The organism is Corynebacterium sp. (assembly GCF_030530965.1).
Lineage (GTDB): Bacteria > Actinomycetota > Actinomycetes > Mycobacteriales > Mycobacteriaceae > Corynebacterium.
In genome coordinates this window covers 1-13,200 of record NZ_JAUMTY010000019.1, presented here as the reverse complement: position 1 = coordinate 13,200, position 13,200 = coordinate 1, and the positions used below count along the sequence as shown (strand labels likewise).

At 56.2% G+C, this 13,200-nt stretch carries 13 protein-coding genes; 6 read left to right on the top strand and 7 right to left on the bottom strand.

Going from position 1 to position 13,200, the window contains the following annotated elements; all coding sequences use genetic code 11:
• Positions 1–151: 151 nt before the first annotated feature.
• Entirely contained in the window at positions 152–736 is a 585-nt protein-coding gene (locus Q3981_RS05235) for a hypothetical protein (protein WP_303124383.1), read from the top strand.
• A 440-nt stretch (positions 737–1,176) separates the two neighbouring features.
• Positions 1,177–2,328 carry a glycosyltransferase family 87 protein gene (locus tag Q3981_RS05230; protein WP_303124382.1) on the top strand — a complete coding sequence of 384 codons (1,152 nt, stop codon included), beginning with the start codon at positions 1,177–1,179 and terminating at the stop codon, positions 2,326–2,328.
• 147 nt (positions 2,329–2,475) lie between these two features.
• On the opposite strand, the gene rplQ is transcribed toward Q3981_RS05230, so the two are convergent.
• The 6 genes from rplQ to infA form a co-directional block, all read right to left on the bottom strand.
• Positions 2,476–2,916 (bottom strand): 50S ribosomal protein L17, encoded by a 441-nt coding sequence (gene rplQ, locus Q3981_RS05225; protein WP_046202896.1) that lies wholly within the window; start codon positions 2,914–2,916, stop codon positions 2,476–2,478.
• Positions 2,917–3,052: 136 nt separating this feature from the next.
• On the bottom strand, positions 3,053–4,066 hold the full coding sequence (locus Q3981_RS05220) for a DNA-directed RNA polymerase subunit alpha (protein WP_012732383.1): 1,014 nt from the start codon (positions 4,064–4,066) through the stop codon (positions 3,053–3,055).
• 127 nt (positions 4,067–4,193) lie between these two features.
• On the bottom strand, positions 4,194–4,799 hold the full coding sequence (gene rpsD, locus Q3981_RS05215) for a 30S ribosomal protein S4 (protein ID WP_012732384.1): 606 nt from the start codon (positions 4,797–4,799) through the stop codon (positions 4,194–4,196).
• 20 nt (positions 4,800–4,819) lie between these two features.
• Positions 4,820–5,224: a 30S ribosomal protein S11 gene (gene rpsK, locus Q3981_RS05210; protein ID WP_012732385.1), complete on the bottom strand. Its 405-nt coding sequence runs from the start codon at positions 5,222–5,224 to the stop codon at positions 4,820–4,822.
• 3 nt (positions 5,225–5,227) lie between these two features.
• Complete coding sequence (gene rpsM, locus Q3981_RS05205; protein ID WP_012732386.1) at positions 5,228–5,596, bottom strand: 30S ribosomal protein S13; 369 nt, start codon at positions 5,594–5,596, stop codon at positions 5,228–5,230.
• A gap of 275 nt (positions 5,597–5,871) precedes the next feature.
• A complete protein-coding gene (infA, locus tag Q3981_RS05200) occupies positions 5,872–6,093 on the bottom strand; it encodes a translation initiation factor IF-1 (protein ID WP_012732387.1) in 222 nt (73 codons plus the stop codon).
• Positions 6,094–6,564: 471 nt separating this feature from the next.
• Here infA and Q3981_RS05195 point away from each other — a divergent pair, with 471 nt between their 5' ends.
• From Q3981_RS05195 to Q3981_RS05180, 4 genes are all read left to right on the top strand, one after another.
• A complete protein-coding gene (locus tag Q3981_RS05195) occupies positions 6,565–8,592 on the top strand; it encodes a beta-glucoside-specific PTS transporter subunit IIABC (protein ID WP_303124381.1) in 2,028 nt (675 codons plus the stop codon).
• Between the two features lie 75 nt (positions 8,593–8,667).
• Positions 8,668–10,107, top strand: a complete 1,440-nt coding sequence (locus Q3981_RS05190) for a glycoside hydrolase family 1 protein (protein ID WP_303124380.1) — start codon at positions 8,668–8,670, stop codon at positions 10,105–10,107.
• Positions 10,108–10,173: 66 nt separating this feature from the next.
• Positions 10,174–11,046 (top strand): CAT RNA binding domain-containing protein, encoded by an 873-nt coding sequence (locus Q3981_RS05185; protein WP_303124379.1) that lies wholly within the window; start codon positions 10,174–10,176, stop codon positions 11,044–11,046.
• A gap of 140 nt (positions 11,047–11,186) precedes the next feature.
• A complete protein-coding gene (locus tag Q3981_RS05180; protein ID WP_303124378.1) occupies positions 11,187–11,741 on the top strand; it encodes a sugar O-acetyltransferase in 555 nt (184 codons plus the stop codon).
• A 4-nt stretch (positions 11,742–11,745) separates the two neighbouring features.
• On the opposite strand, the gene arcA is transcribed toward Q3981_RS05180, so the two are convergent.
• On the bottom strand, positions 11,746–13,020 hold the full coding sequence (gene arcA / locus Q3981_RS05175; RefSeq protein ID WP_303124377.1) for an arginine deiminase: 1,275 nt from the start codon (positions 13,018–13,020) through the stop codon (positions 11,746–11,748).
• Positions 13,021–13,200 lie beyond the last annotated feature (180 nt).

Genomic DNA, 13,200 nt, shown 5'->3' with positions numbered 1-13,200 from the left:
CCCTGGAGCCCCCTCCACGATGCCATAATTGACGCGGGACAGTACTGAACTCCAATGGCATCACCAAAAGCTAGCCCGATAGACCTGGCTATCACGCCTATGTGGTGCCCTATCCCATCACTGCTATTCCTACCAAGGGGGACACTTCTTCATGCACAATACTCATCGCCGTCGTTCAGGCTTTACGAGTTGTGCCGCCATCGGCGTCATCGCTGCGGCGGGCTTTAGCCTGGCAGCATGTTCGAGCGACGGGTCTTCGTCCGCTGACTCCAGCTCAGCAACATCATCATCGACGACGTCAAGCGCCGATCCCACTTCCGACGACAAAGCCGCAACTCCGAGCGAACAGGATTCCGAGGCTGCGGATAAGGCGGCCGCCGGACCCGCCGGATGGGCTGCCGGCGATTGGTCTGGACATGGCCGTAGCCTAAAGATTCAACCTGATGGGACGGGAAAGTTCGCCGGTTACTACGGGGCGATGGGTAAGGATTACGACGCAACGATCACGGTAGACTCGGTAAACGGCGACGCGTCCAACGGGACGATCATGGCGACGGTGAAGAGCATCGAGCCCCAAGGCAATAAATACGATGACATGTTGAAGCCCGGGACGCCGATCACGTTCACCGTCGAGGACGGTGTGGCAACCGATTCAGTGATCAAGACGGCGGTGTGCGACTATGACTCGCCCGCATATAAGGCAACACATAGTGATCGGACTGAATGTGGAGCATAAGCGCAGGTAAGTGTAGCGAACATAAATAAGGCGGGCCCAATCTGCCGTAATACTAGACCGTCAGTAAAGAATATAAAGAATAGGAGAATAATAATTCGCCGTTAATACTCGACGACTGATGTGTGGATATCCGGCGCTGTCCGGAGTGAGGAGACTGCACAATGCCCCGGTATGTCCCGACAGACGCGACGTCCTGCACGTCAACTCATGCTAGGCATGCGTCCCGCACAGCAGACGTTGATAACGGGGCGAACCACCGGCACTCCGTGCAAAAACCCCGTCGCAAACACCAGTCGAACTATGACTGGAAGAGTAAACCTCGGCCCCACGCCCATAGTCCACTTCAGAATATCCATGGTCCGACGGTCGCGGCCTGGGCGTTTTGCCTGGTAACAGTACTGTGGCGGAGTTTTATCAAGCCATTCAACACTCCGGACCGAGTGGACGATTTCTCTAACCTCCACAGAGCGTTAGTTAACTTCGTCCACGGGCAGCCGGTGTACATCGAAGATTTATCGACACGGGACCCTCATTACTTGTATTCTCCTGGCGCCACGGTTCTTCTTTCGCCCGTGGGGTTGATATCGAGTGATGTAGAAACATCCCGGTGGTGGTTTATTCTGGCAAACTCCGCCGCCATCATCGTCGGAATAGCTCTTCTTTTCCGTGTTGCGGAACACACATTAGGTGGTTTTCTGTTTCCAGCAGCGGTGACGACGGCATACTTTACTGAAAACGTTACGAATACTCTGATATTTTCCAACGTTAACGGGATCTGTTTTCTTCTTCTTACTGTCGCCCTAAGCGGCCTTATTAAAGAAAAAACAATTCACACAGGTCTTGCTATCGGATTCCTCGGTTTGATCAAACCATTTTTCTTTGTCCTACTCCTCCTCGTGGTCGTGCAACGAATGTGGAAGTCGCTCGGAATCGCAGTGGCGGTGCCCATAGTCTTTAATATTCTCGGCTATATCCTTGTTAAAGACGCTGACGTTTACCGCACGACATTAATGCCGTACATAAGAACACCCCGGGAGTATGCAAACCTATCTATCGTGGGCGTAGGTTTAGCTCAGCACTGGCCGGGGATCGCGGTGTTTCTCCTTCGCGCGATAGTTGTCGTTGCGGCGCTTCTCGCCGTTTATCTAGCTCGGAAGTATTACGCATCTAAGCCCCAGGTGTTTGTGCCGATAACATCAACCGCGCTACTCCTCGCTACTATCTTGGCCGGAAGTTTAGGACAGCAGTATTACACCCTATTCTTCGTCCCCGTTTTAGCGACGATCAAGTATTGGGGTTGGGTTGATGGCGCGGTCCTAGGTGCAGGGTTTGCATCAATTCTTCCCATGAATCCCTTTATTTCTTCACCTAGTCATATGGTGGGAGTGATTCTCTTTTCGTGGACTATGCTCTCGTGGCTCGTCTTGCTAATCGGCACCGTATTAATTGGTGGCAAGAATTATTGGTCGACAGCCGACGACAAAGATAGGTCGGCAGCGAGCAATGGAAACGGAAAATCCAGAACACCACGCCACAATGAACGCCGCAGATCGAAACCAACCGGCACGGCACCATCCGCAACAATAGGCTGAATTCGACCCGACATAATAGTCCACGAAACCAGACACCTAAGATATAGCAAAATGACCTGCGTGGAATCGTATCCATGCAGGTCACTGCTGTATAAAGCGCTGGATTAGACTCACCGCAAACACGTCGCGGCGATCTCTTTGCGCGTTTTACTCCGCCTCGGAAGCTGCTTCTTCTTCAGCTTTCTTGGAAGCTGCAGCGCGGGTGGCGCGGCTGGCTTCGCTGGAGGCGAGTTCCTCGGTCACCAGGGAGATCTGCGACATGGGGGCGTTGTCGCCCTTGCGGTTCTCCAGCTTGATGATGCGGGTGTAGCCACCGTTGCGGTCGGCAACCTTCGGCGCAATGTCGTCGAAAAGTACGGAGATGATCTCTTTGTTCGGGATCAACTTCGCGACATTGCGACGATCAGCGAGAGTGCCGGACTTCGCCTTGGTGATGAGCTTCTCGGCGTAGGGCCGCAGCAACTTAGCTTTGGCGTCTGTCGTGCGGATAGCGCCGTGTTCGAAAAGTTGGGCTGCCAGGTTGGAGAGGATCTTCCGCTGGTGGGATGGGGATCCTCCGAGCCGGGCTCCCTTCTTAGGGGTAGGCATGGAATATTCTCCTCGTGACGATAAATTGTGAGCGACTTTTCTACTCGTCCGCCTCGGGCAAACGTCCTTCCGGGACTAACCCGGGATCAGGCGACTTTGCCAATGCTGCGGAGGTCAGAGTAGGCGATACCGCTAGTTACTCGGCGATGTCTTCGCCTTCGGTGTCTATCCACTCGCCTGTTTCGGCGTCATAGCCTTCGATTTCCGACACATCGTAGCCTTCGGGCGCATCCTTCAACGCAAGGCCCAGGCCAGCAAGTTTGACCTTGACTTCGTTGATGGATTTCTGTCCAAAGTTGCGGATGTCCAGAAGGTCGGACTCGGTACGCGATGCCAATTCACCGACCGTGTGGATTTCTTCGCGCTTCAAGCAGTTGTAGCTGCGCACGGAGAAGTTCAGGTCCTCAATGGGCATGCCGTAGGCCTGGATGTGCTCGCTCTCCTGCGGGGAGGGGCCAATCTCGATGCCTTCAGCAGCGGTGTTCAGTTCGCGGGCGAGTCCGAAGAGCTCAACCAGGGTTCCGCCAGCAGATGCCATCGCATCGCGGGCAGTGATGGAATTCTTGGTCTCGACGTCGATAACCAGGCGGTCGAAGTCGGTGCGCTGTTCAACACGCGTTGCTTCAACCTTGTAGCTCACCTTGAGAACGGGTGAGTAAATCTGGTCGACGGGAATACGCCCGATCTCGCCGGTCGCCTGAGCAGCGGGAACGTATCCGCGCCCACGCTCAACGACGAGCTCGATGTCGAGTTTGCCCTGCTCATTCAGCGTGGCGATGTGCATGTCCGGGTTGTGGATCTCCACACCGGCCGGAGGCATGATGTCACCCGCGGTGACCTCGCCCGGTCCTTCTTTGCGAATGTACATGGTTACGGGGTCGTCGGAATCCGACGAGAGAACCAAACCTTTGATGTTCAGGATGATGTCGGAGACATCTTCGGTCACGCCGGGAACCGTCGTGAATTCGTGAAGGACGCCCTCGATGCGGACGCTAGTGACCGCTGCACCCGGGATGGATGACAGCAGCGTACGACGCAGCGAGTTGCCAAGGGTGTAACCAAAACCTGGCTCGAGCGGCTCGATGACGAACCGTGAGCGCGAGGAATCAATGTATTCCTCGGTCAACTGTGGACGCTGTGAAATGAGCATGGATGTAATTCCTCCTGGTGGCGACCGCTATATGACGCCTGGAAGGGACAAGTGGAATAAACCGTGGCGACGATGAACGCTGTAACCGATGAAGGCCACAGCGACATAGCCGACAGCGGCGATGCTGTTACTTCGAGTAGAACTCGACGATCAGCTGTTCCTGGATCGGAACCTCGATCTGAGCGCGCTCGGGCAGCTGGTGCACGAGGATGCGCAGGGTTGACGGAACAACCTGAAGCCATGCGGGCACAACGGCGTCGGCAAGAGCTTCTTGTGCTTCGTCGAACCAGACCATCTTCCGGGACTTCTCACGCACGTCGATGATGTCGTACTGAGAAACCTGGAAGGACGGAACGTTGACCTTCTTGCCGTTAACGGTGAAGTGACCGTGGGAAACCAACTGGCGTGCCTGGCGACGCGTGCGGGCAAGACCAGCACGGTAGACGACGTTGTCCAGGCGGGACTCCAGGAGGACCATCAGGTTGTCACCGGTTTTGCCGGGGCGACGGTGTGCTTCGGCGTAGTAACGGCGGAACTGCTTTTCCATGATGCCGTAGGTGAAGCGTGCTTTCTGCTTCTCCTGCAGCTGGAGCAGGTATTCGGATTCTTTGATCCGGGCGCGGCCAGCCTGTCCCGGAGGGTAGGGGCGGCGCTCGAAGTTGGCGTCTCCACCGACGAGGTCGACGCGGAGACGGCGGGATTTACGTGTTGCGGGACCGGTATAACGGGCCATTGTTTATCTCTCCTCTTCCCTTAAACGCGGCGACGCTTCGGCGGACGGCAGCCGTTGTGCGGCTGAGGCGTGACGTCGGAGATGGAATTGACTTCCAAGCCGGCTGCTTGCAGGGAACGGATGGCGGTCTCACGACCTGACCCCGGGCCCTTGACGAAAACTTCAACCTTCTTCAGGCCGTGCTCCTGAGCCTTGCGAGCTGCGGATTCTGCGGCCATCTGTGCGGCGAAGGGGGTGGACTTACGGGATCCTTTGAACCCGACGTGTCCGGAGGAAGCCCAAGAGATAACAGCACCGTTGGGGTCCGTGATGGACACGATGGTGTTGTTGAAAGTGGACTTGATGTAGGCGTGGCCGTTGGCCACGTTCTTCTTGACGACGCGACGGCCAGAACGGCGTGCGCCGGAACGAGTCTTCGGAGGCATAAATTACTTCTTCTTTCCTGCGATCGTCTTCTTCGGGCCTTTACGGGTACGAGCGTTCGTCTTGGTGCGCTGACCGCGAACGGGCAGGCCACGACGGTGGCGGAGACCCTGGTAGCTGCCGATTTCGATCTTCCGACGAATGTCAGCTTGAACCTGGCGGCGGAGGTCACCTTCGACGGTGTACTCGGCCTCGATAGCGTCACGAAGCTTCGCGACCTGATCGTCGGTCAGAGCGTCGGTACGCAGGTCAGGAGAGATTTCTGTCTTCTCAAGAAGCTGCTTAGCACTGGTTGGTCCAATGCCATAGATGTAAGTAAGAGCGACTTCCATGCGCTTGTTGCGCGGGAGGTCAACTCCTGCAAGGCGTGCCATATGGCAAAATCCTTCCGGTTGTCACGGTGGTTTTCTCCCCATTCGTCCTTGACGATTGGTCAATGGTGCTCGGTCGGCGCCGAGTAGCGCATTGAAGCTTGTGACAAGGCTCCGGCCACCGTGGCCAGAGGCTGTTTCGTGGGGCGGAAACAAGCTGGTCAAACACGCTGTTGACGAGGCAATTGTCTTTCGAACTGTGCGGTGGCCGCTGAATTGCGGGCCGCGGAAGCTCTACCGCCCTACGGAGATGAGGAGGCTGATAGGTCTAAATCTGCTTACTTGTAGCGGTAGACGATACGTCCACGGGACAGGTCATAGGGAGACAGCTCCACCACGACGCGGTCCTCGGGAAGAATACGGATGTAGTGTTGCCGCATTTTGCCGGAAATATGCGCGAGCACCTTGTGCCCGTTGTCCAGCTCTACACGGAACATCGCGTTGGGCAAAGGCTCGACGATGCGGCCTTCAACCTCGATGGCGCCTTCCTTCTTGGCCATATCCTCCACGTTTCCCGATGCTTCGGCAAGCATCTGGTTGACTACGTTTATGCAGGTAAAACCGCCTTGTCAGGCCTTTTAAAACCGACTGACTAGGCAGATTTCAGCGTCTTTCATATCGTTGAAAGACACCGTTCAGAAATAATACACATCACCTGCGAAAACGTCTAGTTCAGGGACGATCGTCACGCTCTCTCCCCCAAGCCCCACCGAGTACCCTGCCATCAAACGAAGATACCGCTCAAGTAAAAAGAACAGAGTGCTTTTTGTGTTCTGCAACACAATCCTTGTAACAATGTGAGGCGTGTGGCACTCTAGGGGCATAGATCCACAGGATTGTTACCCCAGGGGATATGGGGGCAAGACCTGAGACGGACGCAATGTCGACACGTTGTGGCCCGTCTCGGGTCTTTTTTCATGCGCGAAAGAAGAAGCGCCTTACGGAAGGAAACACCATGCGGAAGGACAGTCATGGTCACAAAAACTGATTTTGTGCCTCTAGCGGAGCACGTTATTCCAGCACTCGGCGGGCCCGAGAACATCCGAAGCGTCACCCACTGTGCAACACGGCTCCGGTTCAAGATCCGCGATGCGGAGAAAGTAGACAAGCACGCCATCGAAGCCGCACCTGGCGTTGTGACGTTAGTTGTTGCCGGCGGGCAGCATCAGGTCGTCGTCGGCAATGAAGTTCCACTTGCGTACCAAGCAGTCATTGCACAACCCAAGATGCAGGTAAAAGGCGTTAAGGGAGATACTGACCCGAGTGACACCGACAACTCCGCCGCGGAGATCGATGACGATGATTCCGGAAAGAAAAACCCGGTCAACGCCTTCATGGATCTCATCTCTGCGCTATTTAGCCCCATCGTCTGGTGCCTAGCAGGGTTGGGTCTTGGCAAGGCCTTTTTGACCTTGTTCACAACCTTAGATGTGTTGTCGAAAAGCTCCGACACGTATCGCGTGTTCAACGCTGCATTTGACGGCTTCTTCTACTTCCTCCCCTTGTTCCTAGCTGTGACAGCAGCCCGAAAGTTTAAAGCCGACATATTCATCGCGATGGCTACGGTCGCCCCGTTGGTCTATCCGGCCATTGTCGAAATTGGGACCCGGGACGACGTGCACTTCTTGGGCATACCGTTGAAAACAGCGACGTACACGTCGTCTGTTTTGGCTCCCATTGTCGCGGTATGGATAGCGGCCTATCTTCAGCACTGGTTGGAGAGGACTCTCCCCGGCGCGATCCGCAACTTCTTTACCCCACTCCTTGTTGTGGCTGTCATGGTGCCATTAACGCTGCTCACCATCGGTCCCGCGATGGCGTGGTTGTCGGAAATCATTGCCCAGGGCGTGAATAGTGTGTTTCACGTTGCTCCGTGGCTAGGTGGGGCCATCATGGGTGGATTCTGGCAGGTCCTGGTTATTTTCGGATTACATTGGGCTTTTCAGCCAATCTTCCTCAATGAGCTCGCGGTCGATGGTCGGATAATAATGGGTGCGCCACTCATGGCAGCAGTACTCGCCCAAGCAGCTGCAGCAGCTGCAGTCTGGATTCGCTCTAAAAACTCCGCGCGTAAAAAAGTAGCAGGGGCCGGAACAATTTCGGGTTTCCTTGCGGGGGTCACTGAGCCAATCATCTACGGCGTGAACCTGCCGTTAAAATACCCCTTCTATGCAGGTTGTGTTGGTGGCGCAATCGGCGGTGCCATCATCGCGCAGGGAAGGAATGCATTGAGCACCTATGTGTTCCCCTCCTTGTTGGCTTTACCCGCTACTACGAGCATCGGTTCATTCACGGCGCAGCTCATCGGTTCCGGAACAGCAATCACGATTGCTTTCATCACGAGCTGGCTCCTTGTTCCATACGCTGAGAAGAAATTCGATCAGCCCAGCGCTGCCCCGGGACATGAACCACAGCCGGTCGCGCAGGGACCTACTGCACAACCAACTCACTCGGATAAGCACGAAACAGATCCGACGGAGCACCCGGGCTCCACAGTTTCTCCGGCAGTTTCCACAGAGTCCCCCACCACCGACGTCGGAGCGTCGGCTGCAGTGGTCTCCCCCATCGAAGGAACTGTCATTGATCTCAGAGATGTTCCGGACAAAGTGTTCGCCTCGGGCGCGATGGGAACAGGCGTTGGCATCAAGCCGTCGTCCGGCGTCATTACTTCTCCGATGGAGGGGACCGTGATTGCTGCTCCGCGTTCAGGTCACGCATACGGGATCCGGTCGGCATCGGGCGTCGAGGTTCTTATTCACGTCGGCGTCGATACGGTAAAAATGAACGGTGAAGGTTTCACGACATCCGTGTCGAGGGGGGACCATGTGACAACCGGGCAGCCTTTGGGAACGGCAGATCTTGGGGCCATCACCGAATCCGGCTACGACGACACGACGGTGGTTGTGGTCACCAACTCACGAAAGCTCGCCGACGTTTCACTCGACGTTTCCGCTGGTCGTTCCGTGAGCCACGATGTGTTGTTTACCGTCACGCCGTAGGCCGACGGCGGATTGACCGCAGCAGTAAAAACAGAACACGCACACCTTTGAGACACAGCATCGAAAGGAAAACACATGTCTCTATCCCACGAAAACCAATCCGTTTTTCCCAAAGGTTTCCTATGGGGTGGGGCCACAGCGGCTAACCAAATTGAAGGAGCATATAACGAAGGCGGTAAGGGGCTATCCATTCAAGATGTCCTGCCACAGGGCCTGATGGCGCCTCCTACCGAGGAACCTACCGACGATAATCTCAAACTCAATGCGATCGATTTTTATCATCGTTATGCCGACGATATTGCTCTGTTCGCCGAAATGGGATTTAAAGTCTTTCGTTTCTCTATCGCGTGGTCTCGCATTTTTCCTAACGGCGATGACGATACGCCAAACGAAGAAGGGCTCGCTTTCTACGACAAAGTGCTGGACGAATTAGAAAAGCACGGCATTGAGCCATTAATCACCCTTTCTCATTACGAAACGCCCCTCAATCTGGCACGCTCCTACGGCGGGTGGAAGAACCGCCAGCTCATTGACTTCTACGAAAAATATGCGCGGACTGTTTTCAACCGATACAAGGGCCGCGTGAAGTACTGGCTCACTTTCAATGAGGTCAACTCCATCCTTCACCAGCCATTCATCGGTGGAGCCATCGAAGCCTCCCGCGAGGATGTCCCCGATACCGATATCTACCAGGCCGTTCACAACATTTTGGTGGCCTCCGCGCGGGCCACGAAGGCCGGGCACGAGATCGATCCGAATAACCAGATCGGCTGCATGGTGCTCAGCATTCCCCGCTACCCGCTGACGCCTAAACCTGCCGACGCCTTAAAAGCACAGTACGAAACACAGCTCGACGCCTGCTTCGGCGATATCCACGTCTTCGGCGAATACCCGCACACGCTTAAGCGCCTGTTCAGGGAAAACAACATCAACCTAAACACCACCGACGACGATTTCAACGTCATGAAGAACAACACGGTCGATTTCGTGTCCTTCTCTTATTACATGTCGGTGGCAGAAAGCGCTGATCCCAACGCTGAACGCGGCGAAGGCAACATTATGGGTGGCGTCGTCAATCCTGAGCTGGAAGTCAGCGAGTGGGGCTGGGCTATCGACCCCGAAGGCCTGCGTTATGCGCTGAACTCAATGTGGGACCGGTGGCACAAACCGCTTTTCATTGTGGAAAACGGCCTCGGTGCCGTCGATGAATTGGTCGACGACGCTTCCGCTCCTGATGGAAAAACGGTTCATGATCAGTACCGGATTGACTACATGAACGACCACCTCGTGCAGGTCGAGGAAGCGATTAAAGATGATATTCCCGTCATGGGATATACGTCTTGGGGTTGTATTGATCTGATTTCTGCGTCCACTGCCGAGATTCGTAAACGGTATGGATTTATTTATGTCGACCTGAATTCGGACGGTTCGGGCTCATTACAGCGGTACCGCAAAGATTCCTTTGACTGGTATAAGAACGTCATTGCAACCAATGGTGAGAGCCTCAAACGATAAAACGACAGCACCACTAAGGAGACAGGTCCACTGAGGAAATAACGCACGCCAGGTGCAGGAGCTACCGTGAAAATCGTAAGGGTACTGAACAACAACGTCGTGCTGGCCACGCGCGACGACGGCGGGGAGGTTGTTCTCACCGGGTGGGGTCTGGGGTTCGGAAAGAAAGCCGGGCAACCCGTCGATAAGTCCAAGGTGAAGCAGGTTTTTGTTCCCGAACACGGTCGCAATGTCGACAACATGGGTAGCCTGCTGGCGTCGCTAAATCTGGACTACGTGGACCTCGCCACCAATCTGGTCGATGGGGTGGCGGGTTCCCTCGTTCCGCATCCGGAATCAGCCACGGTCATTGCTCTGGCGGATCACATTCAGATGTCGGTCACAAGGCAGGGGCTAGCCGACGCACACGCGAATGACGGCCACCCGTTGGAAGCCGAAGTTCGGCATTTATATCCCGACGAATACCGCGTCGCCGAGCGAATGCTCACTGAAACTAACGCCTGGTTAGCTCGTCGGCGCCAACCTCCACTCCCCCATGCCGAAGCCACGGCAATAACGCTGCATTTGGTTAACGCAGCTTTCCATACCGATGACCTCAGCGATACCTACACCATGACGGGGCTGTTCTCTCAGCTTTTCGACATCGTGGACTCATCCCTGGGGATAACGATGGATCGAAAGTCCGTCAACGCAGCTCGGTTCATCACCCACATGCGATATTTCTTCGTTCGCGTCCGCAATGGCAACCAGCTCAACGAAGGAATGTCAATACTTCGCGAAAGCCTTGGACAGTCACACCCCGACGCCGTGTTGTGCGCGGACCGGCTGGCCAGCGTCCTGGAATTGCGGCTGGACACAGAGCTTACCGACGATGAACGAGCGTACCTCGCACTCCACGTCGCTCGGCTCAGCGCGGAAATTGGCAACGCTGACCACTGAATCCCCCATGACCCCCATGACCGAGCGGCAATGCTGAGCTAGACGACGGGCTACACTGGCCTCCACTAGTGCGGATACAGCCACACAGAAACACCAGCGCCCACAAAACATATCCACGCACAACGACGAGGTGAGAGCCCATGACAACCAACCGCGAAAAGATGATCGCCGGGCAGGATTATGACGCCAGCGACCCTGAACTCGTCCAGGCCCACTTCGACTGTTTGCGCAAACTCGCCGAAATAAATGACCAAAGCCTGCTCGACATCAAGCAGCGCCACGGCCTCTACAGCAACCTGTTTAAAAGCTTCGGACGGTCATTTATCCAACACCCGTTTTGGTGCGATTACGGCTTCAACATCACCATCGGCGATGGGTGCTTCATCAACTTTGACGCCGTATTCCTTGACCCCGCCCCCATCACGCTGGGCGATCACGTTCAAATCGGTCCGCGCTGCCAATTGCTCACTCCGCTTCACCCCATGGAGGATCACGACGCGCGAAAGGCCGGCGTCGAAAGTGCTGGCCCGATCACCATTGGCAACAACGTGTGGCTCGGTGGCGGCGTCATCGTCTGCCCCAATGTCACCATCGGCGACAATGTCGTCATCGGCGCGGGTTCCGTCGTCACGCGGGATATCCCCTCGCACACGTTCGCTGCAGGGAACCCAGCTCGCGTCAAACGCGAAATATAAGCGTCTAATACTCCACGGGATCGCGCAGAATCGGGCACGTCATGCAATGTCCTCCGCCTCGCCCTCTACCGAGCTCCGCGGAATTGATCGTCAGCACTTCGACGCCGGCTTCCCGCAGGAGCGCGTTGGTGTGGACGTTCCTGTCGTATCCCATAACAACCCCCGGCTCCAGGGCCACGACGTTATTGCCGTCGTCCCACTGCTCGCGCTCGGCGGCGAAAGCCTCGCCACCCGTCGGCACGATACGAAGCTCATCCAACCCCAAAGCGCTGGTCACGGTGTCAATAAATGACCGCTCCTCGCGGTAAATCTGGAAACCTCGTGGCTTATCCGACGGCAACAAAGTGAATGGCCGAATCGCCTCCACCACATTCATAAACGCGGTCGCGACATCCCGGTCACAGAAAGTAAAGACCGTATCCAAGTGCATACTGGCGCGGGCCGGGGCCATCTCCGCCACGATGATCCGCTCCGCCGCACCCTGGAGGAACAAACTCCGCGCGAGCTGCGAAATCGCCTGCCACGACGACCGCTCCCCCATGCCAATGAGCACAATGCCCGACCCCAACGGCATAATGTCGCCGCCCTCAAGAGTGGCCAGCGCGTTCTTCTCGTCGGGATTGCCGTACCACACGGTGAAATCCCGCGACACAAAGCGCGGATGGAAACGATAAATCGCGGTCAGGAGGATCGTCTCGCGCTCGCGGACCGCCCAATGCATCGGGTTGATCGACACGCCGCCGTAAATCCAGGCCGTCGTATCCCGCGTGAACTGGGTATTCGGCAGCGGCGGCAGAATAAACTCCAGCTCCCCACGGTGCCCAAACAACGCGCTGGTCACCGAGCGGTTAAATTCCTTCGGCAGGTCCGTAAACGCAAGACCACCGATTAACAGGGTGGCCAGTCTCTCCGAGGGTAACGACGAAAACCACCCGCGGAGTTCCTCCGCCAGCCCCAGGCCCACCGAGTTCGGCGTCAACCAGCGCTCGAGAATCCACTCCCTGGCTTCATCGATCTCCACGGTTTCCCGCAGCAGATCGTGGAGTTCCAAAACGGTCACGCCACGGTCTTGCATCTGTTGGACAAAATCGTGGTGGTCGTGGCGGGCGCGATCGACCCACAGCATCTCGTCGAAAAGGAGGTCGTGGCAGTTCCTCGGTGTCAGCCGCTGATGGGCAAGGCCCGGCGCGCATACCAGGACCTCACGAAGCGTACCGACTTCCGACCATGCGCCGATTGTTGGTTTTCCGTCCGTAGGTGATGAAAAATGCGAGGACATAGGGGGTTTCCTCCTCCGTGGGCACAGACTCTGTTGGGCCAAAGGCTGATTCAGACACCAGGTCTGTCAGGGGTTATCAGTCTTCGATCCTTTATCAGTGTGCCCACTTGTATGGGTGCGCCAGGTCTACTCCGGCCGTGGCGTCAAAATGCGTGGTCCGTCGGCCGTTGCCGCCACTGT